Consider the following 15,679-nt stretch of genomic DNA (forward strand, 5'->3'; position numbering starts at 1 on the left):
TTTAGAACTCCAATGTAGAATAGGGTGATTGACCAGTGGGGACGGATAGAATCGGGCAAGCCGCATGGCGAGTGACTTGCTCGGACGTACTTCCTCGAAGCACGTCAAGAAAGCCGTGACGCCCTCCTGTCGTCATGACGATCAAGTCGGTGTTATGTCGTTCAGCAATTTTGAAAATCTCGGCGCTCGGGTCACCGGACGCCACCACGACCTCCCACGTCCAATCCTCTAAGTTCGGAAACGACAACGAATCAAAAACAGCATTGTCGTTTCCCACATGAACCAAAGTCGCTTCAACGGATTCGCACTTTAGAATTTGCGTCAGCTCCCAAGCCCAGGATATTGCCGACTGGGCGTCAGGCTGTTTGGCAACTGGAATCATGACTTTTTCAAAGCGACTTCGCCATCTTGCCGCCGCACAAAGCCCGGAATTTCATGCGGAACGAACAGGCAAGCTCGGTGCGAAATTCGGGCGACGCGTTTCGCGATGTCTTGATGCAACCAGCGATCAAGTCCATCCCGGTGATGCGTCGCCAGCACCACCAGATCCGGTTCGTGCCGATCCATGTGGTCCAGGATTGCGTCCACGGGAGCGTTGCCGCCCACGAGATGTTTGTGAACGCCGATCCCCAGACGCCCTACGTCTTCGGGCAATGCCCAATCCGGAAGCAATCCCCATTGCGCTAAAGTTTGGCATACTTGGGGGAAGTCTTCCCAATCGACCGATTCAGGATGTCGGTCCACATGAAGAATCTCAAGCAATGCGTTGGCGTTGACAGCCAGCTTCAGAGCATGAATGAACGCCGACTCCGCCCCACCCGAAAAATCGGTGGGGTGGAATATCCGTTGAAACGATTCAACGCGTGGCAAAACCTCGGTGACGGTTGTTTCCTGACTCATGACTGGCTCCCAAATCATTGCACTTCGCAGACGCGATTCATCGTGCCCATGTCGTTCGGAACACACTGCGGGCATTCGCCTTTAGCGTGACAATTCGCTTCACAGACCCAATCGCCATCAACCACAAATTTGAATTCGTATCGGCCAGCCGGAAGGTCCAGCTTCGCCGTCCATTTTCCGGCGTCGGCTTTAGCCATTGGCGTTGCATCGGCTTTCCAATCATTGAAAGTGCCCGCCAGGAATACTGCTTTGGCATCGGGAGCGTGGCAGGTAAACTCGGTTTCGCTGCTGTCTCTTTTGGCTTTCGACATCAGTAACTCCTAGAATACTAAGTGAAGGTGATTGATTGCCTTTTAGATGCACATCCCTCCGAATTCCTTCATTCGACATTTAGGTTTCATAGTAAGCCTTCACCACGTACTGCTGCACCATCCGCTGCGTGTTGAAATAGGATCCGTTCAGTGCAATTGCGTGCGACATGATTCGCAGCCATTGGTCGGGCTTTGTGTAGTACAGGGGGACGATCACTTGCTCCAATTTGTCGTATAGGGCATCTGCGTCCTCCTTGAAGCGGTCGACATTCGCAGGATTCGTTGACGCAGCATTTCCGAACGCCCAGCCAGTGGTGCCTTCGACACAACCTTCAATCCACCATCCATCCAAAATGCTCAGGCTTGGCACTCCGTTAATCGCAGCTTTCATTCCGCTGGTGCCCGATGCCTCCAGCGGTGGCTGCGGAGTGTTCAGCCAAACGTCGACGCCGGAAACGATCAGTCGAGCAAGTTCCCAGTCGTAGTTTTCCAAATAGACGAGTTTGACTGCGGGGTGCAGTTGATTCTTCGCTCGCACGATTTGTTGAATCAGATGCTTTCCCTCGACATCATGAGGGTGTGCCTTGCCAGCGAAGACGATCTGGATTGGCCCATGCTTCTCGACGATGCGGTGGAGTCGCTCTGGATCGCTGATCAAAAGGTTCGCTCGCTTATACGCTGTCGCGCGTCTAGCGAATCCAATCGTAAACGTCAGCGGATCGAACAAGTCATCTTGAGTCGCGTTGATCTCGTCGATCAACCGCAGCTTTGCGGCTCGGTGAGCCTGCCAGACTTCGTTGGGCGGCATCGCCAGCGCGCCGCGCAAACTGGCATTGTCCTCACGCCATCCTGGGAGAAAACGATCAAACAATTCGGAGAAGGAGGGGGACGCCCACGTCGCAACGTGAACGCCGTTGGTGATGTGGTCGATGGCGTAGTGATGGTTCGTGTCTTTGGGCACTAGCATGTGACGCGACACTTCCCCGTGCTTCTTTGCCACTCCGTTGACGTAGTGACTCAGGTTCAGGGCCAAGTACGTCATGTTCAGCTCGCCCGCACAGCAGAACACTTCGTGCATGTCGAATAGATCGGATCGGCCCAGCACTTGTTCGACGAGATCGAAACCAAAACGATCATGACCGGCGGGTACGGGGGTGTGTGTTGTGAAGACACACTGCTTCCGAACGGCCTGCACATCTTCCGAATTGAACATCTCGCGACCGAGAGACTTCGCTCGCTCATCAAGTAACTCGAGCACGAGAAGTGCGGCATGGCCCTCGTTCATGTGAAATTGAACGAGCGAATCAATGCGAAGTGATCGCAGAATACGAACCCCACCAATTCCCAGCACGACTTCCTGGCTCAAACGATGTCGACTATCGCCGCCGTAGAGTTGCTGCGTCAATGCTCGATCAGTGTCAGCGTTTTCATCCAAGTCGGTGTCCAAAAGCAAAACCGGAAGACGGTACCCTTCGCACCCGACCACGTCATACTGCCAAGCTCGGACATGGACCGTCCGTCCCTCGATTTCTACCTCTGCCCGCTGGGGCAGTTCCCGACAATGCTCTTCGATATTCCAATCAACCGGTTGTTCGTGCTGCCAGCCTTCGGCGTCAATTGTCTGCGACAAGTAGCCTTGTCGATGCAGCAATGTAACCGCAATCATCCGCACGCTCATATCGGCTGCCGCCCGCAACGTGTCGCCAGCAAGAACACCCAATCCGCCACTGTAGGTCGGCATCGCGGGATCGAGTGCAATCTCCATTGAGAAATAGGCGGCCGTTGGCAACGGTGTGTTCGTTTCGTTACTGGTCATCGGTTTGGTCGCCCGCCACTGCATGAATTACAGATTGTCACGTTCAACGTCTTTCACGAGCAGTCGATTCTGTACTCGCTGAACCCCATCGACCGTCCGTGCTAGTTCTTGCGCCATCTGCTTGAAAAAGAAGCTTGGCACGCTGCCGTCGATGACCAAAACACCATCGTCACATCGGCAAGAAATGTTTCGCAGCGCGGCGTACCCGCTTCTCGCCCATCGGCTCTGCACGCCCGCGACAACACGACACCCGCAGGGTTGAATGACGGGAAGCACGGTTAGCCTGGGCGACGATCGCTCTTCAGCGTCGTCGAATGGCAGTCCTGCATCCGCGCCGTCGCATTTTCCCACGCCGGCCGTTCGATCAACTTGTTTCACCGAGCGACCCGTTGGGGATGAGCAGCGCTGCTTTGTAGAAACAACACTCATGCGAACCTCCAGGCGATCGAGGGAAGCAAAATTTGCGAGTGACTCAGTAACGACAGCAGATCGCGAGAGTCAAGGCGTTATCGAAAGCGAAAATTCGCCAATGTTCATCGCCGCTACTGATCGTCGCTTTGGATCACCGCCGAGCTACCGCAGCAACTTCGTTTGATCGTGCAGCAGTACGCACGCTTTGCACAGCACGTGTTTCCGACCAACTCGGTCGATTCGATCGAATTGCCTTGCACCATGGCACCGGGTGCCGAATCGGATGCAGGCACACTCAACGCGGCGGTGCCAAAGAGTCCAAGAGCCAAAACACCGGCTGCTACTGATTTCAACAACATGACTTCCACCTCTAGTCGTCAGGGATTGGGAACCAAGACGTTTTGGCGGAACGTTTCCGCCGTCGTTCGTCTTTCCTTGGTTTTGATGCCCAGACGGCTTTACTTCTTCACAAAATCTCACAGGATTTTTCGTTCTGCTGGTTCGTCGAAAAAACGGGCATTCGCGTGAAGGGTCGCGGCGCAACCGCCATCCAAAGGGCTAGCCAAGTCATCTGGCGCATCATCAGATATTTCGCGGAGCAGTCATATGGATTGCCAACAAGCCAGCAAACTATTGTCGAACTACTATGACGGTGAACTATCTGGCGAACAGCAAATCAATGTCGATCGTCACATCAAGGGCTGCTCCGACTGTCTTGAGCACTTGACCTTTTTTGATGCGGTTTCCGAGGCGATCCGAAAGCTGTCTCTGGCCGCAACGCCTAAAGAATTGCTTTGGGAACGCATCGCAACGGAATTGGACGAAACGCCTCGATCTTTCGATCAGCGTGCTCTGCCAACCGCGCCGACCGCCGTGGCGAGAGAGCAATCTCGATGGCGGTGGACGATGTTATCCACCGCAGCCATCACGCTAATTGCGGTCGGTCTATACTGGGTGGCGCTCACCAATCATCAGCATGATGAACCGCTCCAGGCGTATCTGAACCTATTTGAAACAGACCCTGAGCTCGCTCAGCAGCACCTAGCAGAAACGTATACGGGTCGCTCCATTTTACCCGACCAGGCCGCGCAACTGGTCGGTTACCGTCCACGCAACGTGGACACACCGCCCAGTGGTTTCGTATGCGATGAGTTGGTCGTGCTGGACATGCCTTGCTGCAAATGCATCCAAGCCCTTTGGCAGCGCAAAGACCATACGCATCTGGCGGTCTTCGAGCACAAGTGTAAAGTGAATGATTGGTTTTCTAAAGATCCGAGCATCCAGATCGAGTGTGCCGGAATCATTTGTCGAGTTACGCAGATTGACGGGCAACTCGCCGCCTCATGGCGAGTAGGCTCCCGCATGATGACTGTTATCGGCGTAAGAGACACCGACGAACTGGCCCGGCTCATCGAAATCCTTTCGTAAATTTCATCCGCCGTCAGGATTGGCGAACTTAAGCCACTCGTGTTCGCGCAGAGTCTTACGAGACTTATCATTGAGTCGGACTGCAGTCGTACCCCCGTCGCCGGCGACCAATTCCAGAGCGTCGATCTCTCCGAGAGCATTCACTTTTTCGCGGACGATTGGAACGGCTATTCTGCAGCCGTTGAACGCATCTTCGGCCAAGCTGCTTACGTCGACGTAGTCGTATTCACCTTGTTGCAAAGAATTGACTCGGCGCAGCAGCAAAATGTGCCAAAGCTCATCGGCGGCTTCGTATCCACTCCGAGTCAAACGGAACACCTCTCGTTTGTACCCGAGATCCTCGGCGAAACCGCATTGCTCAAGTTGCTCCAAGCCACCCTCCCACTTGGCCTCGGAACGTTCGTCACCAGTATTCGTGAGGCAGATGCCACCCACAGATAACTCGTGGCCAGCTCGCATTCGGGACAGGAGGATTCGACTGCTGTCAGCCACGGATGCAACGGCAAGAATGGAACATGCTTCTGGTAAAAGCGTTACGTCGCGGCGGTCTGACTCAGCGGTTATCACCGCAAATTCGTTGCTGTCGAGAATCGCATTCATTGTCAGATCGAGTTGCTGTCGGAACAGACGAGCGAATTCCTCTGCTTCCGTGTACTGAAGATACAATCCGTCGGTTTTTACGCTGTCCTTGAACGAGCGGACTGCTTGGACTTGCTCCAAATCAGCCGCATTGGGAATGGGGCGGTCGCAGAAGAAAAGCAAGACTTTGTCATCGCCTTTTGTCTCGGAGAACTCATGGATTTCTTGAACCGTGCCAGACAGGGCTTTCGCGGTTGGCGTTCCGAGACGCGACCATAGGATTGCAACGAGCAGGTCGCAACGCTCCAGCAATTGAGCGTTAATCAAGTCTTGCGGATGCCCACCCTGCACAGCACGCGAGTGGGTCTCAACCCGAATCGGCTCGACGATTACGGATCGCGGCAGAGAATGGGCGGCATTCCATTCCTGAATGACTCGGCAAGCCTCTTCCCGTTCAAGATGGACATCGCCGGGGCTGGCTATAAATACACGGACGATGATTCCGTTTTGCATATTCTCGATACTCGCCTTTGAAGAGAGGAAGTTTTTGCATCGTGCAGGAAACTTTGCAGGAATCAAACAAAACGATGATTGTATTGGAGCATTCCGGAAATGGCAGCCATAGCAAGCAAGAAAACTCGGTTCCGGAAGGTCAGTTTCCAGCATGCCATCGTGCTAAAGTCCCAGCAATCGCAAGTTGGTAACGCTGGCAGCATACGCCACTCAACGCCCTGTCATTGCAGGTTCGCTATGGAGTTCATGTACGATAAATCCGACGGACCGATGACACGCCGCAACTGAGCTTCGAGCGACGGCGTCAAACAAATCAATGACGAGGTGAGCAGTTATTGCTCGATCATTCATAGTTCGTTGAGATCGATCGGTAAGCGAGCAGTCGCAGCGCGTTAAAGACGACGACGAGGGTACTTCCTTCGTGGAGGGCGACGGCGGGGCCGATGTTGAGACCTAGGATTGTTGCCGGTACGAGAAAGGCGACCATGCCGAGGCTCATCCATAGGTTCTGGCGGATGATGCGGCGGGTGGCTCGGCTGAGTCCAATAGCGAGTGGGAGATGGTCGAGGTTGTCGGCCATCAGTGCAACGTCGGCTGTTTCGAGCGCAACGTCGCTGCCGGCGGCTCCCATGGCGATGCCGACCGAAGCGGATGCCATCGCAGGGGCGTCGTTGACGCCGTCGCCTACCATCGCCACGCCGCCTTCACTTTGCAGCTTCTTGATCTCCGTGACTTTGTCGTCGGGCATCAGGTCGCCGCGTGCTTCGTCAAGACCAACTTCATTGGCGACCGCGTCGGCGACTTGCTGATTATCTCCGGAGATCATGATCATCCGCTGAATGCCGAGTTGACGCAGTTGTGCAATTGTTCGTTTCGATGCTTCACGCGGTGTGTCCATCAGTCCGATGACGCCGAGATAACGGTCGCCGCGACGAACAATCATGGTGGTTCGTCCGTGTTTTTCAAGTGACTCGACGATGGTTCGAACGCTATCGGGAAGCGGTGGACCATCGACCTCTGCGAATAAGTCGTCCTTGCCAATGTGAACCAATTCGCCTTCGACGGTCGCTTGAATCCCACGTCCAGTAATGCTCTTCAAATCGGTCGCTTCAGGGATGAAACCCGCGGCTAGCGCCGTCGGCTCACCAGACTCCCCTCCTTCCAGCTTCTTTCTCCCGTCTCGGACGACGGCTTTGGCGAGCGGGTGCTTACTGAGGTCTTCGACGGCGATCGCAAACCGCAAGAGTTCCGATTCGTCGACACCTTCGGTGGTGCGAACGTCAGTCACTTTGGGTTCGCCTTCGGTCAGTGTTCCGGTTTTATCGAACGCGATCGCATCGAGACTGCCGAGGCTTTCCAGTGGCCCGCCGCCTTTGACAAGGATTCCTCCGCGAGCTGCTCGGGCGACTCCGCTCAGAACTGCACTGGGTGTTGCGATCGCCAGGGCACAGGGGCTTGCTGCGACCAAAACAGCCATCGCTCGATAAAATGAATCGCTGAAACTTTCGTCGATGACCAACGGTGCAAACATCAGTAACACAACGCCAGTGATGACGGATGGGACAAAGTAACGCTCAAACTTCTTCGTAAACTTCTGAGTCGGTGAAACTCGCGTTTCCGCTTCGCTGACCATCGTAACAACGCGGGCGAGTGTGTTCTCGGACGCCGTCTTGGTGACTTGGATTTCGATGGAACCGGACTGATTGATCGTCCCAGCGAACGCACGATATTCGGCGGAAAGCGATTCGGGATCAGCTGCTGCGGCGTCAACGTCATCGACGGGGCGTTTGTCTACGGGAACACTCTCGCCGGTAATCGGTGCTTGGTTGATGCTCGATTCACCAGCGATCACGAAGCCATCGGCGGGGACGCGTTCATCGGGTTTGATCACGACGACGTCGCCAACGACCAATTCTTCGACGGGAACCTCAGTTTCCGTGCTGTCGCGGCGCACACGCGCGGTTCGAGGCGCGAGTTCCGACAGCGCTTCGATGGCACGCTTGGCCTTTCCCATCGCGTAGCCTTCCAAGGCGTGGCCAATGCTGAACAGAAACAGCAACAACGCTCCTTCGGCCCAGGCACCAAGCGACGCGGCACCTGCGGCGGCGACGATCATCAAGAAGTCAATTTCAAATTTACCAGCTCGAATTTTTTCAATTGCTTCGGTGACCGTGTAGTAGCCGCCGAAGAGATAGGCCGCGATGTAACAGCCCAAAGAAATCCATTCGTTGAGATGCGCAAAAGATTCGATCAACCATCCGACTAGCAACAACACGCCACAGAGGACTGCGAAGATCAATTCCGACCTGGGACCAAAAATACCGCCGTGAGCGTGGTCGTGTCCCGAGTGATCGTGTTCCGCCTCGTGACCTTCATCATCATGCTTGTGGCCGGCGTGATCGCCGACAACGTCCGCTGCTTCGCCGGTCCATTCGTTCAGAGCCTTTGCGATCGCGGATTCGCTGGTGGTCCGTTTGTCGTACTCGACGCGAACAGCGCCATCGGGTGACACGACCGCTTCAAGGACGCCGTCTACCCGTCCTAATCGCGACTCGATCGCGGAGGCTCGGCGGGCGTGTGTTGATCGCAACTTACTGAGCCAATGCCCATAACGCTGATCCAATTGCGCACCGGCACGCTTTGCGAGATCTCGCACTTCGCCAGTCGAAACCACACTCGGATCGTAGTGAATACAAATTCGATCGGGCGTCTCGGTACCCCTCTTAATCGCGTGAACCGAATCAATGCCAGCCTTCGCTTGCAGCAAGTCCGCCAGTCTGTCGACGCAGGCATCATCCGCCGAATCGACGGTCGGCAGCAAAAGGCCCAGTTGCATTTTTTCTTTATTCATCTTTTTCTTTCTCATTGTTTCCGATCATGACTAAATGCTTGCGTTTATTCGAGTGCATCAGCATTAACACCGGTTGCTCCGCGTCGGATCGTTCGCGAATTCGTTCGTAATGGTCAAGGATGCAAATGGCGTGCCCATTGGTACAGACTACTGCCATTGCGACGGCTAAGCCTTCGGTGTAGGAAATACTCCCCTTGGTTACGTGTGGCATCAGCGGACTCTGAGTTCATTCGGGAAGGTTTAATTCGCAAGGAATAGTCGTGCACCTAGCCGTGCGAAACACGATCTGCCGTGTTGCGAATTTCTTGCGACAGGCTACTGGCGTGAGGAGCGTTAGTAGGAAGCGAAGCAACACGTGTTGGCTCGGCGGCACACAAAAGCGATATCGCGGCAAGTTGAATTGCAGCGGCGGCTCCACGCGACAGCGACGCAAAACGTAACGCAGAGCGACTCATTGAATTCTCCGTCCTTGTCCGTCGAGTCGAAGTTGATTGGTTTGTGATTGCTGGTCGTGCTCCAGGCACTGGGCCACCAGCAGCGTAATATCGTCTTGAGAAGGTTGACCGCCAATGTGCGCGTTGACCCGATCGGCAAACGTGCGAGCAAGTTCCGCGATACAAGCGTGGCCGTCGTCCACTGCGAGCTGCTGGATTCGTGTGCGGCCAAACATTTCGCCTGATTCATTGGTCGCTTCACTGATCCCGTCGGTTAGCAGCATGAAGCGATCGCCGTGATGGAGCTGGATCGTTTCTGTTTTCCAATCCAACGTCTCGTCCACGCCAAGGGGTAAGCCGGTCGCTTCGATCGACTGCATTTCTCCTTCATGAATCAACAGCATGGGTTCGTGACCCGCGCTGGCAAACTTCAACTCTTTTGATTCCGCATTCCAACGCAACATGATTGCGGTTGCGAAGCCATCTTCGGCTAAGTAACGCGGCAGGGCTCGGTTGACGCGTCCCATCAGTTCGCCGGGATCGGTACAGCCGACTGCAGCCGAGTCGATGACTAATTTCAGAATCGAGGCACTCATAGCGGCTGGGATGCCGTGGCCGACAAGGTCAGCGACGTAGATCAACCACGACCCGTCGCGCAGCTTCATCACGTCGTAGATGTCACCGGCAACTTCTTCGGCGGGTTGGTAGTGCGTTGCGATGCGAAGACCGGGAACGTCAATTCTGTTGGGGAGCAAGTTGCGTTGAATTTGTTCGGCTCGCTTCATCGCTGTCGCCCGATTCGCTTGAGCGGCATTCAATGAATCTGCCATCGCGGAAATTGATTCACTCAAATCATTCAATTCCAAACTGAGGAATGAAGTCGGTTCGACCTCAAATTGTTGCGAACCGAGTCGTATCACTGATGCGGCAAGCTGCATCGTTGGTCTAGCGATCAGCCGCACGAGCACCACATCGACAATTACCGCCGCCAACGCCGCGATGCCCAACAACCAACTGACGTGCATCAGGATTTCACCTCGAACACTTCGTCGAATGTCTGCGGCCAACTCCGAAACTTCGACCGTTAGCAATCCTGACGAGAATCGTCCCGCGATCACCTCGAGGCTAAAGTTTGGCGCGTCGACCGAAACGGTTGAATCGATCGGGCCGGTGTGGGTGTGCAGCTTGCATCCATTCCAGCGGACGTCGATCCAATGCCCCGGCGAGTCCGGACCAGCGGTTTCGGCGCAACTGCTTTCCAGGAAAGCCGTGATTGCCGCAGTATCATCGGGATCACTCAAACGCAACAACGCACTTCCGATCACACCCGCTTCGTCGCTGAGTGTGATTCGTCGTTCATCAGTGGCACGCCGCATCTCTCGTCGGTAATCCGTCACCAGTAAGAGGCCAACGAGAAGGGCGAGTGGGATATTGACTGCCACCAGCAACAGCGACACCGTCGGGTAGGCCCGACGGTGATTCTTGGTCACGCGGTCGCCCATCAATCGTGTCCAGCAAGGCGTTGTTGCACGATGTGAACAATCTCGGTGCAACCGAACGCGCGCAGGCGGCTCGCAGAACCTTCAGGGGATTCATCCGGTGAAGGAAAACTGAGCAGCGCTACAGGAATTTGGTCAATCGAAGGATCATGGTACATGACCTCGACAACACCGTCACCGCTACCCCATAGCAAGTGCTGGTCAATAACCAACATGTCGAACGCGCCGGAACGGAGCGCTGACAAGCAAGATATTCCATCGGTGACTTCACTCGCACCGAAACCGACGTAGCGAAAGGCATCGGCATAGCGACGACGTTCGTCGGCGTCAGTGATGGCCACCAAAACATTCGCTGGGTCCGACTGTTCGGAACGAGAGGGCAAAGTGCGCGTCTCACGAGACTTGGGTTCCAGTCGCCAATGAGTGGCAATGCCTTCTTCGACGACCGTGTCTTCGTCATCGGGTGACACTTGTTCGCCGCGACAAATGGCGATTTCACGAGGAGCGTCGGTCGACAGTCTCGCTCGACTGCGACTTGCTTTCGCGATGGTGATCGTGGTTTCAGAACGGAGCAAACAAATCGATTGTCCAACCCTTCTTGATAGAACCAACATGGTTTGAAATTCCTTGAGGCGTAGACGGGATCATTCCGCCGTGAGTGTTGTGATGCCGGAATCATTTCCGGGCGACGCTGTGCTTTGGATCGAGCAAGTGGCTCAAATCAAAAAACGACAAAGCCGCGCACAAAGCTTCGGAGGCGTTTCAAACCAGACAGCGATCCGCCCGTCTTGGTGTCGTGATGCAACCAGCACTGCGTGATCCACTCGCGCGAGAAAGAAGTACTGGGCGTATACCTTGGCCCGCCGCGGTGACGGAGCTGACTCCGCATAGGCCAACGGGCTGGCCTCGCAGCATGAACACGGGAGGCCTGACGTCGACATCTCGGAATTGGTCGTGGTTGCCGCAGCAGTATGGCAGCCGCACATCGTCGCCGGCGAAGCGGTTGCGCAGCAGCGTGTTGCCGCGTCGTTTGAATGACCACATTGGCAGTGACGCGTCTGGCCGACCAGCGCCGTGATCAGGACAAGAACCGCCGCGAGGTGCACCGCAACTTGGTGGCGAACACATTTGCGCCGTGAGTGATGGAAGCAGCAATTCCCGCTCACCCGACTGACCTCCTCAGGCACCTTACGATGCCAAGGTGACACCACAACGACGGCACTGGCGAATCGTATTGACTACGCCATCGATTCTTCGCCGGAGTCGAAAACGCAAAAAACGTACGTTTTACGGGGGTTTTACGATTTGGTACGCGACCTGCATTACCGATCCCATGTTCCCCCGCTTCTCCTCCCAACGGATCTGAAAAATGAAACGCTTTTTGATGATTGCCTTCGCTGGTGCTGCCCTGACCTTTCTCATTCCGTCGGCTGACGTTACGGCTGCTGACTTCCATCATGGCGGTGGCCATGGCTACAGCGGCAGCCACGGGTATATTGGTCATGGTGGCGGTCACGTTAACTACGGGCACCGATACACCGGTGGCCACAGGTACTATGGCGGACACGGAGTCGTTACTCCCTACTATGGTTCGGGGTACGGCCGGTCCTCGTTCGGCTATGGTGGTGGCCACTACGCACCGAACTACCGCGCGTACCAACCGGCTCATCGCGGCCACGGTGGTGTGCATCTCGACGTAGGACGTTTGCATCTCGGAATCGGCGGTCATCACTGATCGAAGCCAGCCATCTGCGCAATTAATTACGACCGCGCGGATAACGACGAATAGACCGCGACGGCATCGCAGGACAGCCTGCGATGCGGTTGTCGTTCTCCAAAGCCTTCGTGTATCAATTGCTGGTTTCATTTACGCCCCTCTTCCGAGTTCGGGCAAATCGGGCATCGTGTCATCGCCGATTCGGGCAAGCGATTTCTTGAGTAGGACCGGAGTCATCAGCGTGGTGACGATAACCATGGCAACGACGGCGGAAAACAGCGAGCCAGAAAGAACGCCAAATCCCCTGCCTATACTTGCGAAAATGAGTCCGACCTCTCCTCGCGGAATCATCCCCAACCCAATCGTCCAACGATCCGCCCCACGTCCAGATACAATACCACAGGCCAATTTCCCGACGATCGCAACGACACTCAGGCCCAACGCAAGCCACAGAGTGTTGATATCGGTGAACGATCGGAGATCGACTTGCATCCCCATCAGTACAAAGAAGATGGGAGCAAATATCTTTTCCAGTGGCGCGATTAAGCCTTCCATGGAGTGTTGTGAATCAAACTTGAAATGGTCCTCTCGCAAAATCAAACCTGCCGCAAATGCTCCTACAATCGGGGCCAGTCCGATGATCCCCGCGACCCAAGCCAGAAGGAATGCCAACGCGAGCGGAAACAATAGCTTGAGATGACGCCCCCCAAAAGTCGTGAACACGGGAATCATCCATCCAACGAACTTTCCGCCACACAGAATTATTGCGACGAGGAAAAGCGTCGACAGCAAACCAATCTTGCTTATCTTAAGCACATCAACTTCCCCAGTGGATGCCACTCCGACAACAACCGTCATCAAGATGAGGCCGAGAATGTCATCTATGACCGCCGCGCCGAGAATAATCTTCGCTTCTCGAGTCTGTGTTTTCTTAAAATCTTGCAGGACGCGAGCGGTGATTCCAACGCTGGTCGCACAAAGCGTTGCTGCCAAGAAAAGATGGGCTACAACCGGGGACTCGGGCAGCAACCACCGGCTCGCAAAGTAACCTAGCACAAATGGGATAGTGACTCCGACGACGGCAACCAGCAATGCTCTCCAACCGACCGCGAGCATGTCATCGACCTGGGACTCCAATCCCACCATGAACAAGAGCAGAATGACACCTAGCTCCGAAAACAGCCAAATCGCAAAACCCATTGCGATGTAGCGTGGTCCTTCTTCCCCGGTCACAATCGTAATCAACCGGGCGGTTCTTCCGTGCTGGTTGACGGCATCGGCACCGAAAATCTGTTCGGCCGCCAGAGGCACGGACTCGCCGGAAAGCCAGACTTCGCTGAACAACGGGATTATATCGCCCAGATTCATCACCAGCGTAAAGAACGGAATTCCTAACCAAACGCCGATGTTCCCCAATAGCGTTCCGATCAACAGTTCCCCCAACACGGACGACTGTCCGACTCGTTCGGCGACCCATCGGCCTGAGGCGGCAAGCACAATAATGATCCCAAGCTCGAGCAGGATGGGTGAAAATGATAGTTGATGGTCTTCCGGGCTGTGAGCGTCAATGCTGTCTTTTGCGTCTACGTTCCTGTTTGAATTCTGCTCCGCTGGCGGGAATTCGGTTGCTTTGACCGAACGCATCGGGGCGGCATCACAGACGAGGTCACTCATCATCCCAGCCAGCATAAGGCTGAGAATCATGAAGACCATCGGCAGAGGGTTTCGATAAGCTGCACCAATCATGGATGCGTCGATCCGTGAAGCTTGCCATCGTTTGCTGCAGCTTGATTCGTCATTGCAAAACCTTGATTTGATTTCTGACGCCGGTGACTCCCGGCGTCGTGCTAACGATTGCCATGGCGAGAGCGCGATCGTCCAAATCCAAAACTGATGCTGTCAGTTCGGCGATCCCATGCGAATCCACCGTGACAGTCGAGTTTGGGAATCCCGACCTCGTTAGAGACTTGCTGATTCGCGTTTCGATGTAGTTTTTTATCACTTCGATTCCTGAATCTTGGGTAACGACTCAACGAGCTTATTGGCGTAGGCGACTCTCGACAACCTGAACAAGTTCTTCGATTGCAAGCGGGGAGCCGTTGCTGCGTCTGTGGCCCTTTCTTGAATCCACAGGGATTTCAATGATGACTGCCGGGACCGCTTGAATTTGCGGGTCATTCCTCAACACCTCGATGATGCCTTCGCCTTGCCCCAACGGAAGTTCCGTTTCCACTATCAAAATGTCGAACGCTCGGCAGCGTAAAGCATCCAGACACTCATTCGCGTCAGAAACGTTGGCTACGTTGAATCCCTCACTGGAGAGACGCGATGAATATTGGTATTGAAGCGTCGAATCAGAAATGGCCATGAGTACGGTTCTTCTTGCCTCTAACATCGTCGCTTGCATATCCTCTCTTCTCATTGTCTTGTCAACACAAACGTTTCGTTTTGCTATTCGCCCACCCTAGCCATGATTTCTTCGAACTTCGCCCAACGACGAAACTGACGTTTCATAATGCGGGCAATGCCATAGAGCACTAGCCCACCACCGAAGACGAGATACCACGAGGTTTCTACGGCGACTTTTCCTTGCTGCATCCTGTGCATCACGATTTCCAATCCAGGGAACGCCAATGCGATCACAGCAACTGCCGCTGATTCGGCGCGAATCACCTTGGGCCAATTCATTGGCAGTTCCGCGCTCCGCCACCGTATGATTCGAGGCACAAAAGCGGGGGTGCGATTTGCCCACCGGATGAACACTCGCCCGAACTTCTGCCGCAAGAATGCTTCCTCGGTAAACATGATTCGTTCGTAGTACAGCGCAAAAGACATCACATAAATCGCAATCAGCCATGGCGAAAGGGAATGCATCACAATCCCAAGCGCGATGAGGAAATTGCCGAGGTACAACGGATGCCGAAGGACTGAATAGAACCCAGACGTGTTCAGTGACTCGGCAATCTGTTCTTTCGTGTTGCGACCGGACGTTCCATCTGCCGCATGCCCTACCGTATGGCATCGTATGAAAAGACCAAGCAACGAAACGCAGAGACTGACGATGCCCCAAGCGAAATGCAAACTCGGATTCGTTTCGATCGTCGGGTATCGCGTCGCGGCGACGAAGATCAGCGGTAGGAAAGCGAATGGAAGATAGCTGCGCCAACGGAACAGCCAAACACCAGATCGTTCAAATTCTTCAATGAGGGGCATAGGAGTT

16 protein-coding genes and 1 pseudogene are annotated in these 15,679 nt (G+C 54.8%); 2 read left to right on the forward strand and 15 right to left on the reverse strand.

From position 1 onward, the window contains the following. Position 1 precedes the first annotated feature (1 nt). From TBK1r_RS38820 to TBK1r_RS20545, 6 genes are all read right to left on the reverse strand, one after another. A complete protein-coding gene (locus TBK1r_RS38820; RefSeq protein WP_419580211.1) occupies positions 2–382 on the reverse strand; it encodes a universal stress protein in 381 nt (126 codons plus the stop codon). Further along, positions 379–900 carry a universal stress protein gene (locus TBK1r_RS38825; RefSeq protein ID WP_419580212.1) on the reverse strand — a complete coding sequence of 174 codons (522 nt, stop codon included), beginning with the start codon at positions 898–900 and terminating at the stop codon, positions 379–381. Before TBK1r_RS38825 ends, TBK1r_RS38820 begins: the two co-directional genes overlap by 4 nt. A 14-nt stretch (positions 901–914) precedes the next feature. Further along, positions 915–1,211, reverse strand: a complete 297-nt coding sequence (locus TBK1r_RS20530; RefSeq protein ID WP_145214763.1) for a glycogen-binding domain-containing protein — start codon at positions 1,209–1,211, stop codon at positions 915–917. A gap of 79 nt (positions 1,212–1,290) precedes the next feature. Beyond that, entirely contained in the window at positions 1,291–3,027 is a 1,737-nt protein-coding gene (gene glgP, locus TBK1r_RS20535) for an alpha-glucan family phosphorylase (RefSeq protein ID WP_145214765.1), read from the reverse strand. A 27-nt stretch (positions 3,028–3,054) separates the two neighbouring features. Then, a complete protein-coding gene (locus tag TBK1r_RS20540; protein WP_145214767.1) occupies positions 3,055–3,456 on the reverse strand; it encodes a BON domain-containing protein in 402 nt (133 codons plus the stop codon). Positions 3,457–3,569: 113 nt separating this feature from the next. Beyond that, positions 3,570–3,797 (reverse strand): hypothetical protein, encoded by a 228-nt coding sequence (locus TBK1r_RS20545; protein WP_145214769.1) that lies wholly within the window; start codon positions 3,795–3,797, stop codon positions 3,570–3,572. 247 nt (positions 3,798–4,044) lie between these two features. On the opposite strand from TBK1r_RS20545, the gene TBK1r_RS20550 reads away from it, so the two are divergent. Then, the gene (locus tag TBK1r_RS20550; RefSeq protein ID WP_145214771.1) at positions 4,045–4,866 is read left to right on the forward strand and encodes an anti-sigma factor family protein; all 822 of its coding nucleotides are present in this window, start codon (positions 4,045–4,047) and stop codon (positions 4,864–4,866) included. Positions 4,867–4,869: 3 nt separating this feature from the next. Here TBK1r_RS20550 and TBK1r_RS20555 read toward each other — a convergent pair whose 3' ends face one another. From TBK1r_RS20555 to TBK1r_RS38835, 5 genes and pseudogenes are all read right to left on the reverse strand, one after another. After that, positions 4,870–6,111: a DUF4062 domain-containing protein gene (locus tag TBK1r_RS20555; RefSeq protein WP_145214773.1), complete on the reverse strand. Its 1,242-nt coding sequence runs from the start codon at positions 6,109–6,111 to the stop codon at positions 4,870–4,872. 190 nt (positions 6,112–6,301) lie between these two features. After that, positions 6,302–8,809 carry a heavy metal translocating P-type ATPase gene (locus TBK1r_RS20560; RefSeq protein ID WP_145214774.1) on the reverse strand — a complete coding sequence of 836 codons (2,508 nt, stop codon included), beginning with the start codon at positions 8,807–8,809 and terminating at the stop codon, positions 6,302–6,304. A 451-nt stretch (positions 8,810–9,260) separates the two neighbouring features. Then, positions 9,261–10,733, reverse strand: coding sequence for a PP2C family protein-serine/threonine phosphatase (locus TBK1r_RS20565; protein WP_419580213.1), 1,473 nt, complete (start codon positions 10,731–10,733; stop codon positions 9,261–9,263). Positions 10,734–10,744: 11 nt separating this feature from the next. Beyond that, positions 10,745–11,083, reverse strand: coding sequence for a response regulator transcription factor (locus TBK1r_RS38830; protein WP_419581622.1), 339 nt, complete (start codon positions 11,081–11,083; stop codon positions 10,745–10,747). Positions 11,084–11,227: 144 nt separating this feature from the next. After that, a pseudogene (locus tag TBK1r_RS38835) lies at positions 11,228–11,356 on the reverse strand (carbon storage regulator); the annotation flags it as partial. Between the two features lie 755 nt (positions 11,357–12,111). Between TBK1r_RS38835 and TBK1r_RS20575 the strand changes: the two are divergent. Continuing rightward, positions 12,112–12,477, forward strand: a complete 366-nt coding sequence (locus TBK1r_RS20575) for a hypothetical protein (RefSeq protein WP_145214780.1) — start codon at positions 12,112–12,114, stop codon at positions 12,475–12,477. A 132-nt stretch (positions 12,478–12,609) separates the two neighbouring features. Here the strand turns inward: TBK1r_RS20575 and TBK1r_RS20580 are convergent, their stop codons facing one another. The 4 genes from TBK1r_RS20580 to TBK1r_RS20595 form a co-directional block, all read right to left on the reverse strand. Next, a complete protein-coding gene (locus TBK1r_RS20580; protein ID WP_145214782.1) occupies positions 12,610–14,205 on the reverse strand; it encodes a cation:proton antiporter in 1,596 nt (531 codons plus the stop codon). Positions 14,206–14,254: 49 nt separating this feature from the next. Further along, entirely contained in the window at positions 14,255–14,461 is a 207-nt protein-coding gene (locus tag TBK1r_RS20585) for a BON domain-containing protein (protein WP_407699770.1), read from the reverse strand. A 36-nt stretch (positions 14,462–14,497) separates the two neighbouring features. After that, entirely contained in the window at positions 14,498–14,827 is a 330-nt protein-coding gene (locus TBK1r_RS20590) for a response regulator (RefSeq protein WP_419580214.1), read from the reverse strand. A gap of 83 nt (positions 14,828–14,910) precedes the next feature. After that, a complete protein-coding gene (locus TBK1r_RS20595; protein WP_145214787.1) occupies positions 14,911–15,672 on the reverse strand; it encodes a methyltransferase family protein in 762 nt (253 codons plus the stop codon). Positions 15,673–15,679 lie beyond the last annotated feature (7 nt).

Source organism: Stieleria magnilauensis, assembly GCA_007753675.1.
Lineage (GTDB): Bacteria > Planctomycetota > Planctomycetia > Pirellulales > Pirellulaceae > Stieleria > Stieleria magnilauensis.

Excerpts from the sequence above, each read along its gene's own strand:
- TBK1r_RS20595 (WP_145214787.1), bottom strand. The coding sequence starts at position 15,672 with ATGCCCCTCATTGAAGAATTTGAACGATCTGGTGTTTGGCTGTTCCGT.
- TBK1r_RS20545 (WP_145214769.1), bottom strand. The coding sequence starts at position 3,797 with ATGTTGTTGAAATCAGTAGCAGCCGGTGTTTTGGCTCTTGGACTCTTT.
- TBK1r_RS20575 (WP_145214780.1), top strand. The coding sequence starts at position 12,112 with ATGAAACGCTTTTTGATGATTGCCTTCGCTGGTGCTGCCCTGACCTTT.
- TBK1r_RS20560 (WP_145214774.1), bottom strand. The coding sequence starts at position 8,809 with ATGAATAAAGAAAAAATGCAACTGGGCCTTTTGCTGCCGACCGTCGAT.
- TBK1r_RS38820 (WP_419580211.1), bottom strand. The coding sequence starts at position 382 with ATGATTCCAGTTGCCAAACAGCCTGACGCCCAGTCGGCAATATCCTGG.
- TBK1r_RS20555 (WP_145214773.1), bottom strand. The coding sequence starts at position 6,111 with ATGCTGGAAACTGACCTTCCGGAACCGAGTTTTCTTGCTTGCTATGGC.
- TBK1r_RS20580 (WP_145214782.1), bottom strand. The coding sequence starts at position 14,205 with ATGATTGGTGCAGCTTATCGAAACCCTCTGCCGATGGTCTTCATGATT.
- TBK1r_RS20590 (WP_419580214.1), bottom strand. The coding sequence starts at position 14,827 with ATGGCCATTTCTGATTCGACGCTTCAATACCAATATTCATCGCGTCTC.
- TBK1r_RS20540 (WP_145214767.1), bottom strand. The coding sequence starts at position 3,456 with ATGAGTGTTGTTTCTACAAAGCAGCGCTGCTCATCCCCAACGGGTCGC.
- glgP (WP_145214765.1), bottom strand. The coding sequence starts at position 3,027 with ATGACCAGTAACGAAACGAACACACCGTTGCCAACGGCCGCCTATTTC.
- TBK1r_RS20530 (WP_145214763.1), bottom strand. The coding sequence starts at position 1,211 with ATGTCGAAAGCCAAAAGAGACAGCAGCGAAACCGAGTTTACCTGCCAC.
- TBK1r_RS38825 (WP_419580212.1), bottom strand. The coding sequence starts at position 900 with ATGAGTCAGGAAACAACCGTCACCGAGGTTTTGCCACGCGTTGAATCG.
- TBK1r_RS20550 (WP_145214771.1), top strand. The coding sequence starts at position 4,045 with ATGGATTGCCAACAAGCCAGCAAACTATTGTCGAACTACTATGACGGT.